The 25,050-nt window shown below is 60.7% G+C and carries 27 protein-coding genes; 13 read left to right on the top strand and 14 right to left on the bottom strand.

The genetic code is table 11. The features are described 5' to 3' along the window. The first annotated feature begins 66 nt into the window (after positions 1-66). The 4 genes from DK391_RS25705 to DK391_RS25690 all read left to right on the top strand — a co-directional run bounded on the left by DK391_RS25705 (position 67) and on the right by DK391_RS25690 (position 4,130). Positions 67-921 carry a hypothetical protein gene (locus DK391_RS25705; protein WP_109480819.1) on the top strand — a complete coding sequence of 285 codons (855 nt, stop codon included), beginning with the start codon at positions 67-69 and terminating at the stop codon, positions 919-921. Between the two features lie 241 nt (positions 922-1,162). After that, positions 1,163-2,065, top strand: a complete 903-nt coding sequence (locus DK391_RS25700; RefSeq protein ID WP_109480818.1) for a glycosyltransferase family 9 protein — start codon at positions 1,163-1,165, stop codon at positions 2,063-2,065. Between the two features lies 1 nt (position 2,066). Beyond that, positions 2,067-2,984 (top strand): glycosyltransferase family 9 protein, encoded by a 918-nt coding sequence (locus DK391_RS25695; protein ID WP_109480817.1) that lies wholly within the window; start codon positions 2,067-2,069, stop codon positions 2,982-2,984. 72 nt (positions 2,985-3,056) lie between these two features. Continuing rightward, positions 3,057-4,130, top strand: a complete 1,074-nt coding sequence (locus DK391_RS25690; protein ID WP_109480816.1) for a glycosyltransferase — start codon at positions 3,057-3,059, stop codon at positions 4,128-4,130. A 26-nt stretch (positions 4,131-4,156) separates the two neighbouring features. On the opposite strand, the gene DK391_RS25685 is transcribed toward DK391_RS25690, so the two are convergent. Beyond that, a complete protein-coding gene (locus tag DK391_RS25685; protein ID WP_109480815.1) occupies positions 4,157-5,515 on the bottom strand; it encodes an MFS transporter in 1,359 nt (452 codons plus the stop codon). 286 nt (positions 5,516-5,801) lie between these two features. Here DK391_RS25685 and DK391_RS25680 point away from each other — a divergent pair, with 286 nt between their 5' ends. After that, the gene (locus DK391_RS25680) at positions 5,802-6,692 is read left to right on the top strand and encodes an alpha/beta hydrolase (protein ID WP_109480814.1); all 891 of its coding nucleotides are present in this window, start codon (positions 5,802-5,804) and stop codon (positions 6,690-6,692) included. A gap of 78 nt (positions 6,693-6,770) precedes the next feature. Further along, complete coding sequence (locus tag DK391_RS25675; RefSeq protein ID WP_109480813.1) at positions 6,771-7,658, top strand: 2-dehydropantoate 2-reductase; 888 nt, start codon at positions 6,771-6,773, stop codon at positions 7,656-7,658. Between the two features lie 34 nt (positions 7,659-7,692). Here DK391_RS25675 and DK391_RS25670 read toward each other — a convergent pair whose 3' ends face one another. Next, entirely contained in the window at positions 7,693-8,313 is a 621-nt protein-coding gene (locus tag DK391_RS25670; protein ID WP_109480812.1) for a glutathione binding-like protein, read from the bottom strand. On the opposite strand from DK391_RS25670, the gene DK391_RS25665 reads away from it, so the two are divergent. After that, positions 8,242-9,069 carry a TetR/AcrR family transcriptional regulator gene (locus tag DK391_RS25665; RefSeq protein ID WP_239482949.1) on the top strand — a complete coding sequence of 276 codons (828 nt, stop codon included), beginning with the start codon at positions 8,242-8,244 and terminating at the stop codon, positions 9,067-9,069. The two genes, DK391_RS25670 and DK391_RS25665, sit on opposite strands and share 72 nt — an antisense overlap. 83 nt (positions 9,070-9,152) lie before the next feature. Continuing rightward, positions 9,153-9,485 carry a DUF4148 domain-containing protein gene (locus DK391_RS25660; RefSeq protein WP_109480811.1) on the top strand — a complete coding sequence of 111 codons (333 nt, stop codon included), beginning with the start codon at positions 9,153-9,155 and terminating at the stop codon, positions 9,483-9,485. A gap of 98 nt (positions 9,486-9,583) precedes the next feature. Here the strand turns inward: DK391_RS25660 and DK391_RS25655 are convergent, their stop codons facing one another. The 3 genes from DK391_RS25655 to DK391_RS25645 form a co-directional block, all read right to left on the bottom strand. Next, a complete protein-coding gene (locus DK391_RS25655; RefSeq protein ID WP_109480810.1) occupies positions 9,584-10,654 on the bottom strand; it encodes a hypothetical protein in 1,071 nt (356 codons plus the stop codon). Positions 10,655-10,881: 227 nt separating this feature from the next. Then, positions 10,882-11,400 carry a phasin family protein gene (locus tag DK391_RS25650; RefSeq protein ID WP_109480809.1) on the bottom strand — a complete coding sequence of 173 codons (519 nt, stop codon included), beginning with the start codon at positions 11,398-11,400 and terminating at the stop codon, positions 10,882-10,884. A gap of 105 nt (positions 11,401-11,505) precedes the next feature. Continuing rightward, the gene (locus DK391_RS25645; RefSeq protein ID WP_109480808.1) at positions 11,506-11,706 is read right to left on the bottom strand and encodes a hypothetical protein; all 201 of its coding nucleotides are present in this window, start codon (positions 11,704-11,706) and stop codon (positions 11,506-11,508) included. A gap of 760 nt (positions 11,707-12,466) precedes the next feature. Between DK391_RS25645 and DK391_RS25640 the strand changes: the two genes are divergently transcribed. Then, positions 12,467-13,375 (top strand): LysR family transcriptional regulator, encoded by a 909-nt coding sequence (locus DK391_RS25640; RefSeq protein WP_109480807.1) that lies wholly within the window; start codon positions 12,467-12,469, stop codon positions 13,373-13,375. A 56-nt stretch (positions 13,376-13,431) separates the two neighbouring features. Here DK391_RS25640 and DK391_RS25635 read toward each other — a convergent pair whose 3' ends face one another. Next, positions 13,432-14,259 (bottom strand): SDR family oxidoreductase, encoded by an 828-nt coding sequence (locus DK391_RS25635; RefSeq protein WP_109480806.1) that lies wholly within the window; start codon positions 14,257-14,259, stop codon positions 13,432-13,434. A 112-nt stretch (positions 14,260-14,371) separates the two neighbouring features. On the opposite strand from DK391_RS25635, the gene DK391_RS25630 reads away from it, so the two are divergent. Beyond that, positions 14,372-15,409 (top strand): LacI family DNA-binding transcriptional regulator, encoded by a 1,038-nt coding sequence (locus DK391_RS25630; protein WP_109480829.1) that lies wholly within the window; start codon positions 14,372-14,374, stop codon positions 15,407-15,409. Between the two features lie 8 nt (positions 15,410-15,417). Here the strand turns inward: DK391_RS25630 and DK391_RS25625 are convergent, their stop codons facing one another. The 8 genes from DK391_RS25625 to DK391_RS25595 form a co-directional block, all read right to left on the bottom strand. Beyond that, the gene (locus DK391_RS25625) at positions 15,418-16,281 is read right to left on the bottom strand and encodes a xylose isomerase (protein ID WP_109480805.1); all 864 of its coding nucleotides are present in this window, start codon (positions 16,279-16,281) and stop codon (positions 15,418-15,420) included. Continuing rightward, the gene (locus DK391_RS25620; RefSeq protein ID WP_109480804.1) at positions 16,278-17,525 is read right to left on the bottom strand and encodes an FAD-dependent oxidoreductase; all 1,248 of its coding nucleotides are present in this window, start codon (positions 17,523-17,525) and stop codon (positions 16,278-16,280) included. The genes DK391_RS25625 and DK391_RS25620 overlap by 4 nt, the downstream gene beginning before the upstream one ends. Further along, on the bottom strand, positions 17,522-17,869 hold the full coding sequence (locus DK391_RS25615) for a non-heme iron oxygenase ferredoxin subunit (protein WP_109480803.1): 348 nt from the start codon (positions 17,867-17,869) through the stop codon (positions 17,522-17,524). The genes DK391_RS25620 and DK391_RS25615 overlap by 4 nt, the downstream gene beginning before the upstream one ends. Before the next feature lie 44 nt (positions 17,870-17,913). After that, on the bottom strand, positions 17,914-18,942 hold the full coding sequence (locus DK391_RS25610; RefSeq protein ID WP_109480802.1) for a fatty acid desaturase: 1,029 nt from the start codon (positions 18,940-18,942) through the stop codon (positions 17,914-17,916). A 182-nt stretch (positions 18,943-19,124) separates the two neighbouring features. After that, positions 19,125-19,259: a hypothetical protein gene (locus DK391_RS45620; RefSeq protein ID WP_275426832.1), complete on the bottom strand. Its 135-nt coding sequence runs from the start codon at positions 19,257-19,259 to the stop codon at positions 19,125-19,127. 177 nt (positions 19,260-19,436) lie between these two features. After that, positions 19,437-20,573, bottom strand: coding sequence for a porin (locus DK391_RS25605; RefSeq protein WP_109480801.1), 1,137 nt, complete (start codon positions 20,571-20,573; stop codon positions 19,437-19,439). A 312-nt stretch (positions 20,574-20,885) separates the two neighbouring features. Continuing rightward, entirely contained in the window at positions 20,886-21,296 is a 411-nt protein-coding gene (locus DK391_RS25600) for a DoxX family protein (RefSeq protein ID WP_109480800.1), read from the bottom strand. A 44-nt stretch (positions 21,297-21,340) separates the two neighbouring features. Next, the gene (locus tag DK391_RS25595) at positions 21,341-22,066 is read right to left on the bottom strand and encodes a pirin family protein (protein WP_109480799.1); all 726 of its coding nucleotides are present in this window, start codon (positions 22,064-22,066) and stop codon (positions 21,341-21,343) included. A 169-nt stretch (positions 22,067-22,235) separates the two neighbouring features. Between DK391_RS25595 and DK391_RS25590 the strand changes: the two genes are divergently transcribed. From DK391_RS25590 to DK391_RS25580, 3 genes are all read left to right on the top strand, one after another. Next, on the top strand, positions 22,236-23,126 hold the full coding sequence (locus tag DK391_RS25590; protein ID WP_109480798.1) for a LysR family transcriptional regulator: 891 nt from the start codon (positions 22,236-22,238) through the stop codon (positions 23,124-23,126). A gap of 193 nt (positions 23,127-23,319) precedes the next feature. Further along, on the top strand, positions 23,320-23,520 hold the full coding sequence (locus tag DK391_RS25585; RefSeq protein ID WP_109480797.1) for a DUF3311 domain-containing protein: 201 nt from the start codon (positions 23,320-23,322) through the stop codon (positions 23,518-23,520). After that, on the top strand, positions 23,517-24,992 hold the full coding sequence (locus DK391_RS25580; protein WP_109480796.1) for a sodium:solute symporter: 1,476 nt from the start codon (positions 23,517-23,519) through the stop codon (positions 24,990-24,992). The genes DK391_RS25585 and DK391_RS25580 overlap by 4 nt, the downstream gene beginning before the upstream one ends. Positions 24,993-25,050 lie beyond the last annotated feature (58 nt).

Here is a 25,050-nt window from a genome sequence, read left to right as displayed (position 1 = left end):
CGCAAACCCGAAATGCGACCTGAATTTGATGCAGTATGTGACGCTTCGTGAAGACGTCATCCCATCATGCAAGTTGTCGTTTGCCTGACCTCGTTCAATCGCACCGATTGCGCGCGTATTTCGATGGAGATCATCAAGCTGAACTGGCCACGCAAGTGGCCAGTCGTGCATGCGTGCGCGGATTCCGGCTATGCACGTTACATCGAGGACATTCTGGTGAGGCGCGAGCCGAAGCCACTTACGCGTGGCGCGCACGATCTGCTCGCCGCATCGATTGAAGCAGCCGTCTCGCAACTCAACGCGGATTACGTCGTTCACCTCGAAGCCGATACGTGGATTTTTGACCAGAACGTCATCGTGCGATATCTGGAAAGGCTCGAGAAGTCGCCGCATGCGCTCATTGCGGCGTCATCGTGGAGCGCCGATCGCATACCCGAGTGGGCGCGCTCGCATGACCCGCGCAAGCGAATACGGGCGCGCCTCGCGCCGTGGTTGAGGCGTTGCGGATTGCGCTACGGCATACGCGACGGGCACTCGCTATCGACGCAGTTCTTCATTGCGAAGTGCTCGCCCGTGATGATCGACGTGATACGCTCGTTGCGACCTTCTGACGGCGACATCCTCGAGAAACTGCTGTACGAAGGCGTGGTTCGCCGCGTCGGACGCCGGGCTGTACTCGGCATGAACGAGCGCGAACCCGTGCATCCGAATTTCAGGGATGTGTGCGAGCCGTTGAGCCTCGTATGCCATCACTGGCCAAGTGCCGCCGATGCGCCGCACCGCGATCCTTTCGACCGGTTGCAGGGCAAGAAGGAATGGTTGCAAGCCGCGTGTCTGCGCACGCATGGGCCGCACATGAAGCGTCTTTTGACGGAGACCGATTTGAGTTACTACAACGGCGCTGCGAAACGTGCGGGATAAACGTGCACGACGCGCCGATGGACCGCACAGGCTTTCGGATTCTTTATTGCGTAAGGCATTCGTGTGGCGCGAGCGCGCCGATCACGCGCTGCCGGTATCGTCGGGACACGCACTGCTTCCCGCGTAATAGTCGGAAAGATTACGCAAATCCTGCGTGACAAGCCCAAACCTATAATCGCGCTGCGATCGCATAAGTCGGTGCGCGACGCCAGATTCACGTCATTCAGCGAGAGCAACAGACATGCAGCACGCCCAGGAGTCGGCTTTGAACGTAGCGGTGATCACGTCGCCGGCGTTAGGAGACTCGCTGCTGCTGATGACCGTCGCGCGCAATCTGCATTTGAGCGGCAGGACTGTCACGGTGTTCAGCGAGCAGATGCGGGCACTGCGCGAATGGTTTCCAGGCATCGACATTCGTCCCGCACCCTGCGAAGACGAAACGGATGCGCAATTGCGTGCATTCGATACCGTCATCCAGCTTCACGCCAATCGCCCTGTCATGAACGTTGCGCAGCGCCATCCCCATGCGATGGTGCTCGAGCATCTATGTCGTGTACGTTCGACGCAAGCGCTGGCGGGACGTCTTGCACAATTCTGTCGCGAGTCGCTGCAGCTCTCTCATGCTGAAACGGCGAATGGCCTGACTGCGCCCGCAGGGTTGATTCATCGCCGGCATCGTATGCGCGTGGCGATCCATCCAGGTGCGAGCACACCGGACAAGCGCTGGCTCGCCGCGCGTTTTGTGCGCCTCGCGCTGGCGCTGAAAGCAAAGGGCTTCGATCCGCATTTCATCGTCACGGACGAAGAACGCGCCGGCTGGGAGCATGTGCAAAAGCATGGCATTGGCCTGCCGCGTCTCGGCACGCTCGATAACGTCGCTGCGTTTCTGGTCGAAAGCGGCTGGTTTATCGGCAACGATTCGGGCATCGGCCATCTGGCGTCGTGTCTGCGGATTCCCACGTTGTCGCTGTTCATGCGCAACGGCATCGCACGCACGTGGCGTCCGGGCTGGGGCGTGGGCAAGGTGCTGGTCGGCGGCACGTGGCTGCCGACGGGCCGCCTCAAGGAGCGCTGCTGGAAGTACGCGCTCTCGGTGCGCCAGGTGTTGCGTGCATTCGAGCAACTTCAGCGCGAGGCGGCCTGACGTGGACGCGACCTTGCCGGAAAGCGTGCGCGTCGCGTCGATCAGGCGCGTCGCATTCGTGATGTCGAATGCCATCGGCGACTCGCTGATTTCGATGGTGATCGTGCGAAACCTGCGCGCGAGCGGTATCGAGGTATGCGTGTTCGGCACGCCGATCTTCGCGCTGCGGCACTGGTTTCCACACGTGCCGATTTATCCGCTGCCGCGCGAGACGGATTGCGAGTCTCGCTTCGAAGCGTTCGACGCCGTGTTGCAGATGCATCGGCATCAGCCGTTTGCGAATCTCTCAGGTGCACACAGACAGGTGATCGATCTGCACGACGTCGAGTACAGCGACGCATCCGGCTGCATGGCCGAGCGCTTTGCGCAGTTCTGCCGCACGCGCTTTGGTGTCGCAGCGGAGACGATCAGCAACGGCATCACTGCGCCTGCGAATCTGAAGCATCGGCTGCACCGGCATCGCGTCGTGATTCATCCGGAGGCGAGCACCGACGACAAGCGCTGGCCGCGTGCGCGTTTCATCACGCTGGCAAAGCGTCTGCAGGCGCTGGGCTACGAAGTGTGCTTCGTGATCGCGCCGGGTGAGCGTGAGCGCTGGCGCGATCTCGATCAACACGGCATCGCCGCGCCCGCATTCGACGATCTGCATGCGCTTGCTTGCTGGATCTATGAATCTGGCTGGTTCATCGGCAACGATTCGGGCATCGGTCATCTGGCGTCGAATCTGTCGATTCCCACCATCAGCCTGTTTCGCCGCCGCGCATCGGCTGAACGCTGGCGACCGGCGTGGGGCACGGTACGGGTCGTGTTGCCGTGGCAGTGGGTTCCGACTGCGCGGTTGAAGGAAAGGTTCTGGCGTGAGGCGCTGACGTGTCGACGCGTTGTCGCCGAGTTCAGGCAATTGGCGGAGCAGGGCTAAAGAACGCGTGATGTGTCCTGACATCGAAAGCGCGATGACTTGCCAGTGCCGTTTGGTGATCGAATAAAAAGCATGAAAATCGGATTGTCGTGCAATGCACTGAAGTACAGCGGCGGACTCGAACGCTATGCGATCGAAGTGACGCGGGGACTCGTCGCAGCCGGCATCAAGCTGGCTGTGTTCGGCCGCGCGTTCGATCCGAAGCTGCCTGAAAGCCGCCTCGTCGCACCGCACCTGATCAACGTGTCGTTTTTGCCGGGCAAATGGCGGGACGAATGGTTTTCGCGGCGCCTGAGCGCACTGCGGCGCGATGCGAAAGTGGATGTGCTGAGCGGCTGCAATCGCGTCGAGGCCTCGGAAATTGCCATTTGCGGCGGCACGCATCTGGGCTTTCTCAGCGCGACGGGGCGCAAGCCGTCGTTCTTCGACCGTCGTCAGATTGCGCTGGAGCGCCGCCAGTACCGTCGCGCGCGCTTCGTGGTCGCGCATTCGCCGCAAATGCGCGAGGAGTTGCGCTGCCTCTACGGTGTCGACGATGCGAAGATCCGCGTGCTGTATCCGCCCGTCGACAATGGCCGTTTCTCGCCCGTCGCCGATGATGAGCGGCGCGCGTTGCGCAAACGTTTCGGTTTCGCCGATGACGAAGTCGTGCTGCTGTTTCCGTCGAGCAGTCACGAGCGCAAGGGATTGCCGCTGATCGAAGCCGCGTTGCGCGATCTCGATCTTCCTATCGTGGTTGCGGTGGCGGGGCGTCCGCCCGAGCGCACGTCGAAGCGGCTGCGCTACATCGGCTATGTGAATGCGATCGAAGACGGCTACCGCGCGGCGGACTACACGATACTCGCGTCGAGTTACGAGCCGTTCGGTCTGGTCGGCGTGGAATCGGCAATGTGCGGCACGCCGGTGATTCTCTCGCCGAACATCGGCTGCCACGATGTGATCGCGCCGCATGCGAAGCTCGCGTTCGCGCCGAACGATGTCGAGAGCCTGCGCCGTGTGCTCGCGCACGCCGTGCGCGGCGCGCGGGACATGCCGCCGTCGCCGCATGAGGTGGCGAGCGAGGCCGTGCTTTACGATCCCGCCATCGCGCGTCATGTGTCAGACCTGCTCGAACTCGCGGATCAGGTGGGCGCGGCGCGGCCGTAGCGCGCCGCGTCATGCCAGGCGCAGACTCAGCGTGCGTCGGCAACGCGCGGCGCTGGCGCCTTCATGCGCAAGCTGCGCAACGTCAGCACGGCAAGCACGCCCATCACGAGAGCCGTGAACAGATATAACCCGGCAGGCCCGGCGAACGCCATCATCGCGGAGGCCAGCGTCGGGCCGCCGCTCGCACCGAGCGAGAAGATCAGCAGCAGTCCGGCGCTCACGGCGATCCGTTCGTCGGCGGGAATGCAGTCGTTCACGTAGGACGTGACGACGCCATACATCGAGAACGCGACGGCCACATACACGTAGCCGAGTGCTTCGATCAGCGCGCCATCGCGCAGCATGAAAAGCACCACACTCAGCGACCCGGCGATGGCGGCGAGGCACAGCAGTACCTTGCGGCGGTCGAACAGATCGGCGAGCCGCGCGACGGGCCATTGCGGCACCAGCGCCGCGAGCAGCGCGAAGCCCATGAAGTGCGACACGTCCGGCACCGAATAGCCGAAGCGCCGCATGAACACGGGCTGCATCGTGTAGAACGCGCTGTTGAGCAGGCCCGCCGCGAGGCAGGCGGCAACGCCGAGCGGCGCCCATCGGTAGATGGTCTGCAAGCCCGACAGCCCGCGTGCCAGCCGCGAACTGCCTGACGCGCCCGCGTGCGTGTCGTGGGCACTGTGCGCGACGGCGGGGCCGGGCGCCGTGCCCGCCAGTGCGACGGGAATCAGCGACGCACTGAACAGCGCGGCGACGACGCTGAACAGTTCGAAGCTGGCCGGGTCGGCGAGGCCGATCAGAAACTGGCCGGTGCCGACGCCAAGATAGTTGGTGATCAGGTAGGCCGAGAACACACGTCCGCGCTGGGCATTGCTCGCCACTTGATGCAGCCAGCTTTCCACCACGGTAAAGATGCCGACGAGGCAAAAGCCTGTGATGAAGCGTAGCGTGGCCCACACGGCGGCGGCGTTCCACACCGCGTAGCCGAGCGCGCAACACGCGGACGCCGCTGCAAACGTGACGAAGGCGCGGTGATGACCGACGCGCCCGATCAGCGAGCCGCCGTACAGCGCGCCCAGCATGAAGCCGATGTAGTACGACGACTGCACGAAGCCGACCACGATCGAAGGCGCCTGCTGCTGGATCAGCCGCAGCGAGATCAGCGTGCCGAGCAGGCCGTTGCCCGTGATGAGAATGGCGTAACCGAGCAGCAGGATGGCCGTGGCCTGCAGGCTGCTGAAAGGCGGTGGCGGCGCAGGAACGGGCGCGGCGGTGGTGCTGACGGACGGATTAAGCGAAGCAGCGCCGTCGACGAAATCGGCGAGCGGTTGCGGAGTGTGCACAGAAAATACGCCGCACGGCGTGGTCGCCGGATCGTGTGCCTGTTTCATTCGTGCTCGGTGTGGTTCGTCTCTTGCGGCACCCGGATAGCGGCGTTGCGCGGGCTTTGTCTGGTTGAATGTAGCGGGCGGCCGAACGGCTGGCATGGCACGAATGCGACATTGGTTTGCAGTATAGCGACTTTCCTTTCGTCCTCGCATGGCTTGCGTCGCGGGTGCCCAACAGCCTGCGCGATCGGCGGGAGGGCGCTACCATGAATGCCCGATGTTTCCCGAACCTGAGCGAAATATGCGCGCTTGCCGCGCTGCAATCGCTTGTACCAAGGAGCCGTCCGTCATGCTGAAGCACGCGAGCACCGAACTGCTGGACATCGCCTACGAAGAGTCCGGTCATCCCGACGGCTGGCCGGTGGTGTTGCTGCACGGCTTTCCCTATGACATCCACGCCTACGACGAGGTCGCGCCGCTACTCGCTGCGCAAGGCGCGCGCGTGATCGTGCCGTATTTGCGCGGCTACGGGCCGACGCGCTTCCTGTCAGCCGATACGCCGCGCTCCGGCCAGCAGGCCGCACTCGCCGCCGATCTGCTCGCGCTGCTCGATGCGCTGCAGATCCCGCGCGCGCTGCTGGGCGGTTACGACTGGGGCGGCCGGGCCGCGTGCATTGTCGCGGTCCTGTATCCGCAGCGCGTGCAGGGGCTGGTGACGGTCAACGGCTACAACATCCAGAACATCGCCGAGTCGGGCAAGCCGGCGATCCCGGAAAACGAACTGCGCCACTGGTATCAATACTATTTTCATGGCGAGCGCGGCCGGGCCGGGTTGACTGAAAATCGGCGCGCACTGTGCCGTCTGCTGTGGACGCTCTGGTCGCCCACATGGCATTTCGATGACGCGTGCTACGCGCAAACGGCAGCCTCCTTCGATCACCCCGATTTCGTCGATGTCGTAATTCATTCGTATCGTCACCGCTATGCACTGGTGGCGGGCGATCCGCGCTACGACGCGATGGAGCGGCAGCTCGCCGCGCAGCCGCCCATCACCGTGCCGGCGATTTCGCTGGATGGCAGCGCGGACGGCGTGATGGGCATCGGCGGGACGGCGCATCATGCGTCGCATTTCACGGGGCCGTACGAGCACCGCGTGATCGACAACGCGGGCCATAACTTGCCGCAGGAAGCGCCCGCAGCTTTCGCGACTGCGCTGCTCGATGTACGAGCGCATGCGTGACGCGGCTGCCGTCGATCCACCCGCGCGCAGCGTGTGGTAAGTTTTGACGCTTCAACTCCAGACAGAAGAGCGTTGCCTATGAAAGTCGCAGTGATGGGCGCGGGCGCGGTGGGCTGCTACTACGGCGGCATGCTGGCGCGCGCAGGACACGAGGTGGTATTGATCGGCCGATCGCAGCACGTCGAGGCGATCCGGCAGCGCGGCTTGCGCCTCGAAACGCAATCGTTCGATGAGTACATTCCGCTTGCCGCGAGTACCGAAGCCAACGCGGTGCAGGGCGCGCACCTGGTGCTGTTCTGCGTGAAATCGACGGATACGCAAAGCGCGGCGCTGGAAATCAGGCCTTTTCTCGCGCCCGATACGCTGGTGCTGTCGCTGCAGAACGGCGTCGAGAACGCAGATGAAGTGCGCAAGGTGCTGCCACAGCCGGTCGCGGCTGCCGTCGTCTATGTCGCGACGGAGATGGCCGGGCCGGGACATGTGCGTCATCACGGACGCGGCGAACTGGTGATCGAGCCGTCCAGCGCGAGCGCCGAGGTTGCGCAGGCGCTGATCGCAGCGAACGTGCCCACCGAAATCTCCGACAACGTGCGTGGCGCGCTCTGGGCCAAGCTGATCCTCAATTGCGCGTACAACGCGCTGTCGGCGATCACGCAATTGCCTTATGGCCAGCTCGTGAAGGGCGAAGGAGTGACGACTGTCATGCGCGATATCGTCGATGAATGTCTGGCCGTGGCGAAAGCCGATGGCGTGACCATTCCCGGCGACGTCGACAAGTCCGTACGGATGATCGCAGAGACGATGCCCGGACAATTTTCATCCACCGCGCAAGACCTGTCGCGAGGCAAGCGCAGCGAGATCGATCACCTGAACGGGCTGATCGTGCGCCGTGGCGAGGCGCTCGGCATTGCCACGCCATCGAACCGCTTGCTGCATACACTCGTCAAGCTGATCGAAAGCAAGTAGCGCGGAATGGGCGCGCGCCTCGCACGTCCATCGCTTACTGAAGTGCCTGTTCTTCGCGATACAGCGCCATCTCTTCGTTCAATGCTTTCGCCACCTGCGGGCGCTGCGCGATGCGATGGTAGTACGCATCGACGGCAGGCCATTGGGTGAGATCGACGTTGCAGTACTTGGCCCAGTTCAATACGGTGGCGAGATAGGCATCGGCGACGGTAAAGCTGTCCACCAGATAGTTGTGCGCCGATAGATGTGTTTGCAAATAGTCGAGCCGCCGCGCAACCTTTTGACGCGGATATTCATGCGGTGCAGTGGGATCGAGCAATGGCACAAACACGGCCTTGTGCAGTTCCGTGCTGATAAAACCGAGCCATTGCTGAAGCTTCGCGCGCTGTGCCGTACCAACTGGCGGCGCCAGCTTCGCCTCGGGAAACTGATCGGCGACGTACGGCAGGATAGCCGTGTTCTCCGTGAGCAACCAGCCTTCGTCGGTGCGCAATACGGGCACCTGTCCCAGCGCGTTGATCGGATAAAAATCCGAGCCGTCGCGCAGTTGTTTCTTTTTCGTGTCCACCTGTATGAAGCCGGCTTGCGCGCCGGCTTCATACAGCGTGATGCGCGTGGCAAGCGAGCACGCGAGCGGCGAGAAATACAGATCCATGGCGCTTGTCTCCTGATCGCTGGATTGTTTTTGTACTATAGTGAACAAAAATCGGCGATGTCAAATATTTATATGCGAGACAGTACAAAATTGGAAAAGCGTGCACGCGGACGTCCACGCGCATACGACGCAGACGATGCGCTCGATCACGCCACCGATGCATTCTGGCTTTGCGGTTATTCGGGTACGTCGCTCGATGCATTGAGCGATGCGACAGGGATGAACCGTCCAAGCCTCTACGCCGCATTCGGCGACAAGCATGGGTTGTATCTGAGCACACTGGCGCGTTATGTCGAAGGCGGCGTGCAGGCCATGCAGCATGCGTTGCGTGAGGACATACCGCTTGCGCAAGCATTACAACGTGTCTACGACAGTGCGCTCGCGTTGTATTTACCGGCGGGCAGCGAGCCGCGTGGCTGCTTTCTGATCGGCACGGCCGTGGTCGAAGCCAAGACGGATGACGACGTGCGCACCACATTGGCGCAAGGGCTCAAATCATTCGACCGCGCCTTCGAGCAGCGCATGCGCCGCGCGCAGGCAGACGGCGAGCTTTCAGAAGATGTGGATGCGGCGGTGCTCGCGCGCGTTGCATCGGCGATTCTGCACAGCCTTGCGTTGCGCTCGCGTGCCGGTGATTCGCGTGCGTCATTGCGTGCAACCGCGGCAGAAGGCGTCATGCTGATTTGTGGTGCACGCAACGACAGTCCATCAAAAATGGCATCAATGACAGGTGTGCGAAAACAGTCGAAGAAGTAATCGATGAGTGTGTTCTTCATGAAAGCTTTCGGGTACAGCGTTTGCGCTATAGAACGTGTATTACCTACTTCATGGAGGAAGTCATGAAACTGCTCAAGCAAGCTGCCATTCTTGGCGCCGTCATGGGTATCTCGGCGACGGCTTTTGCACAAACGGCTATTCCGCAGAACCAGCCCGCCACGCGCGCCGAAGTGAGACAGGATCTGATGAACGTCGAAAGCGAAGGCTATCGTCCGGGCGATGGTGACCGCACGAATTATCCCGCCAACGTGCAGGCCGCCGAAAGCCGGTTGTCCAGTCAGCAAGGCGAGGGCTATGGTGGCGTGGTGAATGGTACGTCGGCATCGGGCATCGCTGCGCAACAGCCGATGCGAAGCCCTAACGACGGTACGAAGGGTGTCTACTTCGGCCAGTAACACTCGCTGTGTAAAGACGTAGCGCAAGCGTTGTTCGATAGCAGGCGGGGCGCATGCCAGTGCGCCCCGCCTCTTCTGTTGCGCGAACGGCTATGTGGTCAGTTGGCGGGAATCGTCACGACGGGCGCTTTGCTATTCGTGTCCGCTTCGGCGAGTGCCATCAGATTCTGCACAACCGTGAATGCATATTTCGAGTCAAAGTCTGAGCGGTCCACCCAATACGTTGCTGCACCATAACGCACGCTGACGTAGGCATCGGCGGGCGGCTTGCTGCCGTTCTTCACGATGATGGTCGGGCGCGTTTCGCCGCCCACCAGTGTCACGGTAGCTTTGGTGGCGCCATTGCTGATGGTGTCGTCGGGCACTTGCACTTGCGCGCCGAGGTCGGTGAGGATACCCAGCACCGAGCGTGTGAGGATGGCGATCTGATCGCCGCCGCGCGACGATTGTCCATAGACGATTTCGAAGTTACCCGCATTGCCCTTTAGATGAAGGAGCTTGCGCACGCGTATCAGATCGGGTGTGGCCTTGGCTGCGTCCGTCGTGGTTGCTGTGCCGAGGATCAGATAGACATGTTGCTCATTGTTCTCGGTGCGCGACTCGACATTCAGTTCGCCGGCCATTTGCAGACGGCGTAGCGCCTGGATCAGCTCGAAGAACTGCGGAGAGCCTGCGCTGTCTTCACCGCCTAATGCTGTGCCGTTTTGCAGGCCGCCTATCGATTGTGCGGAGATGCGTAAGAGCAGATCGATGGGAATGCCGCCTTCGGCGAGCGGCAGCACGAGTGACGGCGCGAGCGGACGAATATAGGCTTGCGCATACGCTTCGCCTGTAGTCGGCGTGAAGGTGAAAGTGGGATGGTTCGAGTACGACATCGTGCCCGTCGCGGCTGCATAGTTGGGCATGCTGCCCGAGCCTGCATTGAGTGTCGATGATGCAGACGCGTCGACGTTGTAGGCCGCGATGATCTGGCTGACCGTGAGGAAAGAGGGCGAATCGGCATAACGCAGGCCGACGACAGCAGCGAGTATTTCCCGTTTCTTTGCTTCGCCGAGTGCGCGGGCGTAGTCGACCTGATCGGCTTTGAGGCGCGTTGGACCGACGTTCGTGCATCCCGCGAATAGCGTAAGCGCGCAGCAGCAGGCATAGAGGCCAGGAAGTCTTTTCATCGGAGTAGAAAAATGTGCAAGGAGGCAGAGAAGGTTTCTCGGGTCCGGTAAAGATGTTCGTGGCTTGGCAGCAGGATGCGTGCCGCGGTGAGGACCGTTTGCTTTTCTATGCGGCAAGGATAAAAAAAGCCCGCTCGAAAGCGGGCTCAAAATGCGCCTGACGCGGGGATCGCGTCCGGTTTCCTGCAACCGATAACAGCTCAACGCTCGTCGCGCGGCGCCTTCAATCAGGCGGCCTGTGAGCCATTCGACACATGGCGTGTCATCACTTCAACATTCGTCTCGGCGGTTTCAACCGCCTGTCGCACCGTTTTCCAGACACTTTCGTAGAATGCATTGGCGGCCGTGATTGCCGAGTTCATAGCTGTCGCGGCGACGTCTGCGCCGACAGGCGCACGCTGCACAGCTTCGTTCAGATCTGCCTTCACAGCGCCGATCTGCGTCTCGTACTGCGCCGTAGCATGCCTGACGATTGCGGCTTGCGTGCCCGCAACAATATCGAACACCTGCCGGTTGTACAGCGCGGCGCGTTCGATCACGGAAAGATCGCCACTATGTGCAGCCGCAACGCCGGGCACTTCGCCGCGAGCGAGCGTGTCCATTGCGCGCTGCATGCTTTCGCGCATCACGCGCATATTCAGTTGCACCAGCTTCTCGTAGCCGCTTACCGCTTCATTCGTGATGTTGAAAAACGTTTGAACGCTGGCTCTCTGTGTAGCAGTCAGTTCGTCGATGGTCGTGAGCATCGAATGGCCTCTCTCAGGTTGAATGCACGAACGGGCCGGCCTGGCGCGATGCGATCGGAATCGACGCCGGCCGGTCGAATGGAAGCGATGTCTGACGCGTACCTGTTAACAGTGCGCCGCGCCACCCAGACGGGCGAGCAACGCATGGCCACGTTCCGTAAGACGCGGCGGCGTGCTGGCAGGACACAGCGCAACGGTGATGAAGTCGCGGTCGGCAAGCGCGATCAGATCAGCTTTGTCGAAGTCGGACTGAGACGTCGCGTCCTTGATTAGCATGAGCGTCGAAAATTCGTGTGGGCTCAGCACATGTATCTCCTGAAGGGCGCAGCGCAAGCGCCTGCGATCATTAATGAAAGGCAAATGGATTCGCAAGCGGTAAATATATTATGGAAGTCTCCAGCCCAATCAATGCTTATGGCATCGATGGGGCTCCCATCCTAATGCGGTGATTTTTAAATTTCAATCGGAATTAACAGCGCGTTGCAAAGTATTTTTGTCGGAGGGATGCGCGGCAACTATTTCATGCGTGCGGCAGCCGCTTCGGAAAATGCTGCTGCGCCAATCCGACAGCTTTGGCGAAATCGAGCTAGTCCTTTGCTGACAAGGGCTTGCAAGGCTTTCCGGAGACTTTCAGACGTCTAATGAACGTACGATCATGCTTTAAACGAGCTTTAAAAAACCAGGCCTGCCGCGCAAATCATAGATAAAGGCCCGCTTTAATGATGAACGGACAACCGTGCGTTTTGAATAAATAATATTAATCGTACATCGGTCTGAACATATTGGTCCGGTCCATCAATTCGATGCATTTTTGCCCGTTCAAAGAGCGCAATTTCATCGATCGATAGTGGTTGGATTTCGCCCGGATGCGTGGCGAATGTGCTGCTAAAGCCCCGCCGTTCGCGCCCCTTCTCGACCAAAGCGATTTTCTCCGTGCTATTTTCTACCCGTCAGGCCGCGCGGGAGATGCGGCCGGCCGACGGAACGTGCTCGCGCCGTTCCGTTCGACTGGGCAACCTCTGCCACAGCAGAGGTCTTGCCGCCAAACAATGACAGGGCACAGGAAATGGATCGCTTCGAGGCAATGGAGATCTTCACTCGCGTGGTGGACGCGAACAGCTTCTCAAAGGTATCGGAAATGCTCGACTTGCCGCGCGCAAAGGTGAGCAGGACGATTCAGGCATTGGAAGAACATGTCGGCGTGCGCCTTCTGAACCGCTCGACGCGTCAGGTGAGCGTCACGGAAGACGGCGCGCTGTTTTACGAGCGGTGCGTGCGCATTCTCGCGGAAGTCGCCGACGCGGAATCGTCGCTGTCGAACAAACGCGAGAGTCCGGCCGGCACGATTCGCGTCGATACGTCGGGCACGCTTGCACGCGCGCTGTTGCTGCCGTCGCTCGACGGCTTTTATGCGCGCTTCCCGGACATCGACGTGCGTCTCGGCCTCGCGGACCGCAACATCGATCTGATCCAGGACGGCGTGGATTGCGTGATCCGCATGGGCATGCTCGAGGAATCGAGCCTCGTGGCGAAGCGCATTGGCAGCGCCCGTATCGTCACGTGCGCATCGCCCGCTTATCTCGAGCGTCACGGCACGCCGAAGACGCTCGAAGAACTCAGCGAGCACCAGGCCGTGAATTATGTGTCGGCGCGCTCGGGTCGAACCTTTCCGTTCGAGTACAACGTCGGCGGCGAGGTCGTGAAGGTGCAGATGAAAAGCGTGCTGGCCGTCAACGACGGCTCGGTCTATATCAACGCGGGAGCATTGGGGCACGGCATCATCCAGCCGTCGCGCTTCATGGTGTCCGAGCTGATCAGGCAGGGCGCACTGACCGAAATCCTCACCGATTACGACAGCCCGTCGACGCCGTTGTCGGTTGTTTATCCGCATCGGCGCAATCTCAGTTCGCGGCTGCGTGCGTTTGTCGATTGGGTTTCGGAGATCGCGCACGAGAATCCGGACCTGAAGGAGTAAAGCGCGCGCTTGCCTGCTGCGTCATCCACACTGATGCATGCAGCAGGCGCCTGCGTTCAAACGTTTTTCATTGGCTCGGCGGGATGCGGTGCGTCTTCATACGCGCCCCAGATCGACTGGTCGAAGTTCACGACCGAGCCGGTCATCAAGCCCGATTCACTGCTTGCCAGAAACGCGACGGCACGCGCAGCTTCGGCGGGTGCGATCAGACGGCCGAACGGTTGAGAGGCGGCAGCCTGTTGCAGCCAGTCTGCAGCAGCGCCATGAAACTCGCGCTGGATGCGGTCTTCGCCATCCGATGCCATCCAGCCCAGGTTCAGTTGATTCACGCGTATGCGGTTGCGTAGCAGCGCATAGGCGGTGTTTTGCGTCAGCGTGCCGAGTGCGCCCTTGGATGCGCAATACGCGGAGATGAACGGCTGCCCGGCCATCGCCGACATCGAACCAATATTGACGATGGTGCCTTCCGTTTTCTCGCGCAGCATCACGCGTAACGTCTCCTGCATCAGAAAGAACGGGGCGCGCACATTGGTCGCGAACATGCGGTCGAACAGCGCGGGATCGGTGTCGAGTATCGTGCCGCGATCGGTGAGGGCGGCGGCATTCACCAGCACGTCGACGCGCCCAAAGTGCTCATCGGCAGCCGCGACCACCTGACGGCAATCATCGACGTCCGCAAGATCCGCCTGCACGAACACCACCTTCGCGCCGTGTGCTTCACCCAGCCTGCTCAACTCGCGCGCTTTCGCTTCGCCTTTCTCTTTGGCACGCCCGCAAATCACCACGCCATGCGCGCCGCGCTCGACGAACAATGCCGCGATCGCCGCGCCTAGCCCCTGCGATCCGCCCGTGACGATCGCGATCTTCGAATCGAATTGCGCCATGCACTGTCTCCTTCAAGAGTGTGTGTTGCGATGGATAGTGGATATCTCAACTTGCCGCACGCGCGGCGTCGATGCGATGATTGCGCGTATTCCGATCACAATGAAGCCGACCATGTCCGAGACGCGCCGCCGCAAGACGAGCATGACTGACATTGCCCGCGCAGCGGGTGTCAGCGAGGCGACAGTCGATCGGGTATTGAACGGGCGCGGTGGCGTGTCGCGCGACAAGGAAACGCGTGTGCTCGAATGGGCGCGCAAGCTGAAGATCGATCGCGCGCTCGAAGCGGTGTCGGTGCGTTGGCTGCGCATCGCGATCCTGTTGCAGCAGCCTGTTGCGCAGTACTACGTGCATCTGAAGCAAGGCTTCGAGCTTGCGCAAAAGACCTTCGAAACGCAGCGCGTGATCTGTGCCGTCACGTACTTCGACAGCCTCGATCCGCAAGCTGTCGTCGGGGCGATCGAGCGCGCAACGCGCAAGGCCGATGCCCTCGTGATCGTCGCGTATGAGCATCCCGACATCACGGCGGCGCTGCGTCACGTGAGTCATCGCATGCCTGTGGTCACGCTGGCCAGCGATCTGCCCGGCACGGGTCGGCTTGCCTATGTCGGCATCGACAATCGCTGTGCCGGACGCGTGGCGGGCGAACTGATGGGCCGCTTTCTCGGCGACGCGGGCGGCAAGGTGCTCGTGATGACGGGCATGCATGACTTTCTCGGCCATGAAGAACGCGAAAGCGGTTTTCGCTCCGTGCTGCGCCGGCGCTTTCCGAATTGCGACATCGTCGAAACGGTGGAAAGCCGCGAGCAATCGTCGATGACGGAGAGCCTCACGCGCGACGCGTTTCGCCGCTATCCCGATCTGCGCGGCATCTACAACATCTCTGTTGGCGATGAAGGCATCGGCAGCGCGCTGCGTGCGCTCGACCGCGTGCACAAGACGATGCTGATCGGCCATGAATTGAACGACACGTCGCGGCGCCTGCTGATCGAAGGCGTGCTCGATGCCGTGCTCGATCAGAACCCCATCGGCGAAGCGCTGCATTCGATCGAAGTGATCCTGCGTCACTATCATCGCGATCCCGGCGTGACGTTGGCGCAGCAGATTCCCGTGACGGTGTTGCTGCGCGAGAACCTGCCGCTGACGGATTAGTTTGCGAACTAGCTGGCGTCGAGAGCGGCGGCTTCTTCCTGCGCGACGTCATGCCATAGATCGCGTATCCAGTCGCGCATCAGCAGCGATTCCGCCCAGCGGTCCGTTGTATCGTTACCGTCGCGTCCAATGATCGCGTACGGCTTCGGCCCGAGTTCGCAGGTGAAGACGAGTGTGTCGTCGGGGCCGGCGCGCTTGCGCCACGACACGAATCCGTCACGCCACCATTGCAGAAAAAGATCGACCCACATTCGATGCGGCTCGAACGAGATTTCGATCTGCACCTGCTCGCGGCTCGCGACGCGTCCATGGAACGCCCATGAATGCGCAATGATGCGCTGCATGGCCGCTTCGTTCTCTTCATTCACGGGCCACGCGAACTCGCGTCCGACGAGGTAATGCGACAGATCGCCGAGCAGGCGCAGATCGGGCCGGGCATCGAGCAGGTCGAGCGTGAAATGCAGGTCCGTCGTCATGCGGTCACGGTGTGTTTCGATGTAGACGGGAATGTCCACCTGTTCCGCGAGACGTTGCCAGCCGTCGATCAATTCGAGTGCATCGGCAAGACGGCGAGGTCGCACGTCCGGTTGCAGATCGATATGATGTGCGCCGAACTCGACGGCGTGTTCGAGTATCGGGCGCAGATCGTCGACCGTGCGCGGAAAGCATTGCGCCTCTGCCTGCAGGCCGTATTGTCCGAGTACTTGTGAAAGTCGCCGCACGATATCGCGCGATTCGTACGACGTGCTCACACCTTCGAAACCCGCCTGCGCGATCATCGCGACGTTCTCTTCGAGCGGGCGCTCGAATCCATCCGTATGACGCCGCTCCATCGCCCACAGCGACTGATACACCGCCAGCCGTTGCGTCATAGCGCCTCCGCCGCGACGAGTCCCTTCAGCTTCACGTTGCGATCTTCGAGCAAGGCAGGATCGATGCATGCGCGCTGTCCGATCAGGGTCTGCGCAATGCGCACGTCGCGTGCGATCTCACTGACCTTGCCGACGCCGCTGGCGCCGACCAGCACGCCGTCGCGATCGAGTGCAAAGAAAATGCGCGACGTGTCGCCTGTTTCGCGCACGACGCCCTGCACGCCGAACGCGGGCATGCCGGCAATCTGGATTGTCATGTCGTACTGGTTCGACCAGAACCACGGCACTTCGGAATACGTCTCGCCGCGCTCCAGCATGTTGCGTGCGACGATGCGCGCGTGGTCTTCGGCGTTTTTCCAGCATTCGAGCCGCATGCGCCGCCTGAACAGACGATGCGGAAACGAGCATACGTCGCCTGCTGCGAAGATATGCGGGTCGTTGGTGCGCAAGGTGTCGTCGACGGCAATGCCGTCCGCGACGTCGATGCCTGCCGCTTCTGCCAGTTCCGTGCGCGGCTTCACACCGATGCCGACCACGACGCAATCGCAATCGATCTGCGTGCCGTCCTTGAGTTTGATGCCCGTCACATGCGTGCTGCCGAGCAGCCGTTCGATCTGCGCGCCGAAGTGGATGGTCACGCCCATCTGCCGATGCCTGTCGATCAGATAGCCCGCGACCACTTCAGGCACGGCGCGCATCAACGCACGTGCGCCCGCTTCGATCACCGTGACTTCGCAGCCGCGCGTCACGGCAGAGGCCGCGACTTCGAGGCCGATAAAACCCGCACCGACGATCACGATACGCCGTGACGGTTGCAAGGCTTCTGCAAGTGCGTTCGCATCGCTTGCCGTGCGCAGCAGATGCACGCCTGCGAGATGGGCACCAGGCACGTCGAGCCGTCTCGGTTCAGCACCCGTTGCGATCAGTAGACGCTGATAGTCGATCGTGCGGCCATCGTTCAACACGACCTTGCGCGCAGCGCGATCGATCTGCTGCACGCCTGCATCGACGCGCAGGTCGATGCGTTTGTCGTGATAGAAGGCGTCGTCATAGAACGCACATTGTGCAGTGGCGCGCTCGCCGAGCAGCACGGCTTTCGACAATGGCGGCCTGTCATATGGCGCAGCACCTTCATTGCCGAGCAGCGTGATTTCGCCTTCCCAGCCGTTCTCGCGCAGCGCCGCGGCCGTGCGCACACCGCACTGGCCCGCACCGATAATCACCATCGCAGGCTGCGTGCTCATGATGCATCCGCCACAGGAAGGCCGAGCAGCACTTCGCCATTCTCGACTCGTACCGGATAGGTTTTCAGATGCACGCAAACAGGGGCGCTTTTCGCCTTGCCGCTGGGAATGTCGAAACGCCCTTGATGCAACGGACATTCGATTTCACGATTGACGACAAAGCCATCGGCGAGATGCGCATGTTCATGCGTGCACCAGCCATCGGATGCGTAGTAGCCGTCCTCGATCCGGTACACCGCGTAGCTCGCGCCATCGTGATCGAAACGCATCACGTCTTCTTCGTCGATATCGTCGGGTGCGCAGGCGGCTATCCAGTGGATCTTTGCGTTCGTTTCGACGCTCATCGCGTGTCTCCCTGAATGTTCTGTTTCGATCGCTCTGGCGGCACTTAGGCAGTGGGCACGATCCGCTCGATCACATGCGCGGGGTCCGTGCGCTGTTTCCATAGCGCGGGCAGCATCTCGCGGTATGCGGCATAGACGCTCGGATACGCGGGCGGCAACTGATCCTTGATCGCTGCGTGAAGGCGCGGCAGCGCGTAGAACGGCACCATCGGCAGCAGATGATGTTCGAGGTGATAGTTCATGTTCAGATACAGGAAGCGGAACACGAAGTTGGTATGCACGGTGCGCGTATTGAGCCGGTGATCTTTTACGTTCACGGCCAGGCCGGCATGCTGTGTGAGACCAAGCAGCTGATGCAGCCAGCCACCGTAGAAACGCGGCGTCCACACGAACATCAGCGGCAGGAAGCTGTGTATCGCGATAGCGAGTGCAATCGTGCCGATCACGACGGCGAGATAGATGCGGCACGACCAGATCATTTTCGGCTTTTCACTGGCGGGCAGAAATGCATCGGTTGCGGCGTCGACGCGCCCGAATGCATGGCGCACGACCTTGTTGATTTCCAGCGTGCAGCCAACCAGTCCGAGGAAGTCGGCGATGATGGGCAGTACTTTGGTCGGGCGCGTCACCTGAATCTCAGGGTCGCGCGTCTGAAAGTACGTGTGCGTGTGATGACGCGCATGGCTCCAGCGCCACCAGTAGCCTTCGCGGATCGTCATGAACGACGACAGGTGATAGAACGCGTCGTTGATCCAGCGCGTCTTGAAGGGCGTGCCGTGGGACAGTTCATGCCAGCGTGCATCGCTGGATGAATAGATCGTGCCGTACACGAAGAATGCAGGTACGGCCCACCATGTGCCCCACGTGAAGGCCGCGACGGCCCCCGATGCGACCAGCAGCACGAACCACGGAACGAAGTTGCGCAAGCCGGCCGCGTCGTCGCGCTTCATCAGTTCCTTGAGTACCGCGCGCGGAATGCGCGGCTGATACCACTGCTCGGCGATGCGGGCGTCGAAAGCGGGGTCGTTGGGGCGGGGTGCAGAAGTGCTGTCGACGGCCGTGGGCGCGGACATGGAGGTGTCTCCGTATCTTGGTTTGCTTGCGGGATTTCCGTCAGCCAGCGGCTTCAGGAACAGATTCCGTTTGCACAAAGATAGTTGAAGGAGAGCAAACCCTCACGCCGGAAAATGATGGCTTTCCATCAAGCCATGCCGAGCGGGCGGCGGCACATAGCCAAAAGGAAACGTAAAGGGACCTAAGGGCGCAACAGATCGAATCCGCCGAACACCACGACGCCGCTCAAGGCAATGAGCGCGACCGAGTGCTGGCCGAAATAAAGGCGCGCGGCGGCGGACCACGTCGTCAGACAAAAGGCGGCAATGCGTTTCATGCGGGTACTGCTCGACAAAAGAGAACAGCTTTAATTTACGGGTTTTCCCTGTATATCACAGTTGGGCGGAACGCACGTTCCGCGCTGCCGGAAATGAAAAAGGGCGGCATGGCTCGTTGCAGCCTTGCCGCCCGTCAGTGACTATGACGCGCGCTGTAGAGCGCGCATATCGTCAAATCAGAAGATATTGCGGATACCCACCGACACGCCCGTCTGGTTCGACGAACCCGGCAGTTCCACCGTCGCCGCGCCCGTGACCTTGTTGAAGTCGACGGTGCCATACACTTCCGTGCGCTTCGACAGCGAGTATTCCGCCACGGCCACGCCCGTGTAGCGGTTGCCGCTGCCCAGCGCGCCGCCGCCGATCGCAGCGTTCTTCATGTGGTCGTAGTAAAACGCGCCCGTCAGCAGCAGCGCAGGAGTCGCCTGCCACGTCACGCCTGCAAACGGACCGTCGTCCTTACGGCCTGAGCCCTTCAGGATATCGACGCCGAGCGTCAGGTCGCGCTGCGACAGCGTGCTGTCGACAAAGCCCGTGTCATCCTTCGAATGCAGATAGCCGACATAGATCTTTGTCGTGCTGAATGCATAGACGGCATTCGCGTTGTAAATGGTCTGCTTGTGATTCGAGTTGTCGCTGTTCTGCTGCACACCAGCGCCCACGCTCAGCGCGCCGAACGAATACGACGCCGTGAAGCCGTACATATTGCCTGCTCCGAGGTGACCCGGAACCTGGCCGGAGAAGCCGTCTGCACCCGTCGAGGTCGAGTTCGTGCCGAACGAGTACATTGCCTTGACGTTCAACCCGCCGAACTTGCCGTCGTATTTCACGGCATTGTCTGCATAGAGACCTGCGCCAAGCGCGACGGGCAGCCATGCGTTCTCGAAGTAGTTGCCGACGGTCAGAGGATCGTATGTATCGCCGAGCAGCTCGAACAGCGGCGTCTTCTGACGGCCGAGCGTGATCGTGCCGTAGTTGCTCGACAGACCGACATACGCTGCGCGATTGAACAGGCGCTTGCTATCGGATTGCGCGCCGCTTTGCAGATCGATGCCGCTTTCCAATTGGAAGATTGCCTTCAGGCCATTGCCGAGATCTTCCGAACCCTTGATGCCGAAACGGCTATTCGTGATGGCGCCGTTGGTCATGAAGAGCTTGCCATCGTTATTCGCATTCGCATGCGTGAGATAACGAATGCCAACGTCAGCGACGCCGTAAAGCGTCACCGAGCTTTGCGCGAATGCGCTTTGGCAAGCGAGTGCGATGGCCGTTGTGCCGAGCGCGATAACTGTCCGATTGAGTTGCCTGGTCATGGGTATTTGTCTTTTCATGTGTTGAGAACCCTGCACGAGCAAATTATTTTTTATGCGCTGCGGGTGGCGTTAAGGCATACGCTTTTAAGTGTTAAATCAGGCGTACTGCATCACGCTCATTGGAGTCTTTTAAATCCGCGCGCACCTTGTCTCATACAGGCCCGCGGACTTTTATCACATCAATTTCGGCTACGCCTTGAACATGACAAGAGTGTTGCATTCACGCCAAAAGCGAACGTATTGGATTGCAAACAACGAAAAAGGGCGGCCCTAAGGCCGCCCTTTGATCACTTCGTTTGATTGTCGCGTTGATTATGCGCGATCGATCGAGTACTTGCCCGGACCCGTCACGAACAACAACAGCAAGCCACCGATGATGCTGATGTTCTTGTAGAAGTTGATCATGTTGATGTACTGCTCCATCCCCGTTTGCGTCCAGAAGTGATGGCCGATAAACGCGGTGGCGAGCGTATAGAGCGCCAGCAGCAGTGCAAGTGCACGCGTCTTGAAGCCCACGGCAATGACGATGCCGACAACCACTTCCATTACCACCGCAATCACGGCAGCGAGTGCCGGGACAGGCGCGCCCGTCGATGCCATGTACTGCTCGGTGCCCGAGAAACCCGTGAGCTTGCTCCAGCCGAATAGTACGAAAAGCACCACCAGCAGCACGCGTGCGACGAGCAGCAGTGCATCCTTGCGTTGTTCGATAAAGGCGTTCATGTTCAATCCTCTTTCAATCTGATCAGGTCTCTGGCGTCAGCCGATTACGACCACAATTCCGATACTTCGTTATTGCGCAGGTCGAATACGAGTACTTCCGCATCGTTACCTTCCGTGAAGTCGAGGTGGCGCTCATTGCGGATGCGTGCGCCGTCGCCTTCGTTCAGTTCGACGCCATTCAGCTTCACGCTGCCGCGTGCCACGTGCACATACGCATAGCGGTCGGCGGCAATATCGACGCCTGCCGTTTCATTGCCATCGAACAGACCGGCATACACACGCGCGTCCTGGCGCAGTTCGAGCGAGCCATCCGTGCCTTCGGGCGACAAGATCAGACGCAAGGTGCCGCGCTTGTCCTGCGCCGAAAAGTTCTGCTGCTGATAACGCGGCGTTGCGTTCTTCACCGACGGCGCAATCCAGATTTGCAGGAAGTGCACGGGATCGCTCGCCGAGTGATTGAACTCGCTGTGTGCGACACCCGTACCTGCGCTCATCAGTTGCACGTCGCCGGGGACGATGACCGAACCCGTGCCCATCGAATCCTTGTGCTCGAGCGCGCCTTCCAGCACGTACGAGAAGATTTCCATGTCGCGGTGCGGATGCTTGCCGAAGCCGCGGCCGGGTGCGACGCGGTCGTCGTTGATCACCAGCAGGTCGGAGAAGCCGATCTGCTTCGGATCGTAGTAGTTCGCGAAAGAAAACGTATGACGCGAGCTAAGCCAGCCGTGTTCGGCGCGGCCGCGTTCATTGGCGTGTCTGATGTCGATCATTTTCCTTCTCCGTTATCTGATTGCCTTTTGCCTCTCGCGACACCGGCGGCGCCGTTGTCTGAAGCAGTGATGAAAGTGTAGGTCAATCAGAGTGGCTATAATCGACGTCAAAAGAGAATCACTGTCACAATGAAGTGGACAATACTCGCGCAGCCCGACAGGACAAGCCATGCAGCTAGACGATCTGAAGATCTTCGTCGCCACCGTCGACGCGCGCAATTTCACGGCGGCCGCCGTCCGCCTGCAACTGTCGAAGCAGTTCGTTAGCCGCCGGGTAATGGCGCTCGAAGCCAGCCTCGGCGTGCGGCTGCTGGTGCGGAACACGCGCAAGCTCGCCGTGACGGATCTTGGCTACGAGTTCTATCAGCGCGCCGCGCGCATTCTCGGCGAGGTCGAAGATGCCGAACAGGCGATGACGTCGGGCCGCTCCGATCCGCGCGGACTATTGCGCGTCAGTGCGCCGATGTCGTTCGGCATGATCCATCTGTCGCCGCTCGTAGCCGCGTTCCTGCGCGCGAACGCCGACGTGCGCATCGACATGGAACTGAGCGACCGCGTGGTCGATGTGGTCGGCGAAGGGTTCGATATGGCGCTGCGCATCGGCACGCTAGCCGATTCGACGCTGATCGCGCAAAAGCTCGCCGAAATGCGCATGGTTGCGTGCTGCAGCCCGGCGTATCGCAAGTCGCGGCGTCCGCCCGCGACACCGGAAGATCTCGCGCGTCATGCGTGTCTGCTCTATGGACAGGAAGCGCGCAGCGGCTGGGAGTACATCGTCGATGGTGCGACTCGAACCATCGAAGTGCATGGTCCGCTGCGCGTGAACAACGGCGAAGTGGTGCGCGATGCAGCGATTGCCGGACTCGGCATTGCGCGTCTGCCAGAGTTCATCGTGGCTGAGGCATTGGCGAGCGGCAAACTCGTCGAAGTACTCGCCGATTTCGTCTCGCCACCGTTGACGCTATATGCGGTTTATCCGCAGCACCGTCAGGCATCGGTGACGATCCGCGCATTTACACAGTTCTTGCGCGACCGTTTCGACAAGCCCACGCGTAAATAACACCGTGTTTTAAAGGTAATTGAAAGCTTTGCGCGAATTAGATCACTGCTTGTTACGCTGCAAGCAACAATAAAGCTTTTCGCAGATAATGCGCGTACCTTCGCGGGCGCCCGAGTGAATATGCACGCTCTCGTATGTATTTCGGGCGCATCAGCGAGGTGGATTCAATCAGATAGACCAAAGAGGGACATACGTGGAACCTACCGAACCGGCCGGCCGTTCATGGCTCTGGCTCATCTTGCTGATCCCCTATATCGCGCTGTTGTGGCTGCCTTTCTATAACGACACACGCCCTTCATTCGCAGGCTTTCCTTTCTTCTACTGGTATCAGTTTCTGTGGGTTCCGCTCACGTCGCTGCTGATCTATGTCGTGTACCGGGGCATTAAAAAATGAGTGAACTGAACCCTGTGAACCCGGTAGCGATGACCGTCTTCATCGCATTCTTTCTTCTCGTCACGGTACTCGGCTTCGTCGCTGCGCGCTGGAAAGCGGGCGATCTCACGCAATTGCACGAGTGGGGTCTGGGTGGCCGGCAATTCGGCACGATCATTTCGTGGTTCCTCGTAGGCGGCGATTTCTACACGGCCTACACCGTGATCGCCGTGCCCGCGCTGGTCTATTCCGTCGGCGCGTATGGTTTCTTCGCGCTGCCTTATACGATCATCGTGTATCCGTTCGTGTTCGCGGTGATGCCGAAGCTGTGGAAAATCGCGCATGCGAAGAACCACATTACGGCTGCGGACTACGTGCAGGGCGAGTACGGCGGCAAGTGGTTCCCGGCAGCCGTCGCGCTGACGGGCATCGTCGCGACGATGCCGTATATCGCGCTGCAGCTGGTGGGCATGCAGGTCGTGATCAAGGGTCTTGGCGTGTCGGGCGAAGCACCGCTCGTGATTGCGTTCATCATCCTCGCGCTCTATACGTACACCAGCGGCCTGCGCGCGCCGGCGATGATCGCGTTCGTCAAGGACATCATGATCTATATCGTCGTGATTGCGGCGGTCTGGCTGATTCCGGTGAAGCTCGGCGGCTACGCGCACGTGTTCGATGCGGCTGACCAGTTCTTCCAGGCGAAGGGTGGTGCAACGGGCATCATCCTGAAGCCGACGCAATTCACCGCGTATGCATCGCTTGCGCTCGGCTCGGCGCTCGCGGCGTTCATGTATCCGCACACGATGACGGCTGTGCTGTCTTCGTCGTCGATGCAGACCGTGCGCAAGAACGCGATTTTCCTGCCTGCATACACGCTGCTGCTCGGCCTGATCGCCTTGCTCGGCTATATGGCGATTGCTGCTGGCATTCACGTGAAATCGGCATCCGACGTCGTGCCCGCGCTGTTCGGCACGCTGTTCCCGTCGTGGTTCGTCGGCTTCGCAGCGGCGGCCATTGCGATCAGCGCACTCGTGCCCGCAGCCATCATGTCGATTGGCGCCGCGAACCTGTTCACGCGTAACCTGTGGCGCCCGCTGGTGTCGCCGAACATGGCGCCTGCTCAGGAAGCATCGACGGCGAAGATCGTGTCGCTGGTCGTCAAGTTCGGTGCGCTGCTGTTCATCGTGTTCCTGCCGACGCAATACGCCATCGACCTGCAACTGCTGGGTGGCGTATGGATTCTGCAGATCTTCCCAGCGATCGTGTTCTCGCTGTACACGCGCCGCCTCAACACGCCGGGCCTGTTCCTCGGCTGGCTGGTGGGCATCGTGGTCGGCACGGGTCTGGCGATCTCGCAGGGCCTCAAGCCGGTGTTTGCGCTGCATGTCGGCGGTTCGACGTGGCCGCTCTATATCGGCCTGATCGCGCTCGTGCTGAACGTGATCGTGACGTTTATCGTTTCGATGGTGTCGCCTAAGCGCGCTGCTGTCTGATTTAAAAGCGCTAGCTAGATAAAAGCCTCGGCCGGACCCCACTGCGCAAGCGGTGCGG

Origin of the sequence: Paraburkholderia sp. C35 (assembly GCF_003121405.1) — a bacterium.
Lineage (GTDB): Bacteria > Pseudomonadota > Gammaproteobacteria > Burkholderiales > Burkholderiaceae > Paraburkholderia.
Note: the sequence above shows the minus strand (reverse complement) of the source record. Positions and strands in the feature narration are given on the sequence as shown.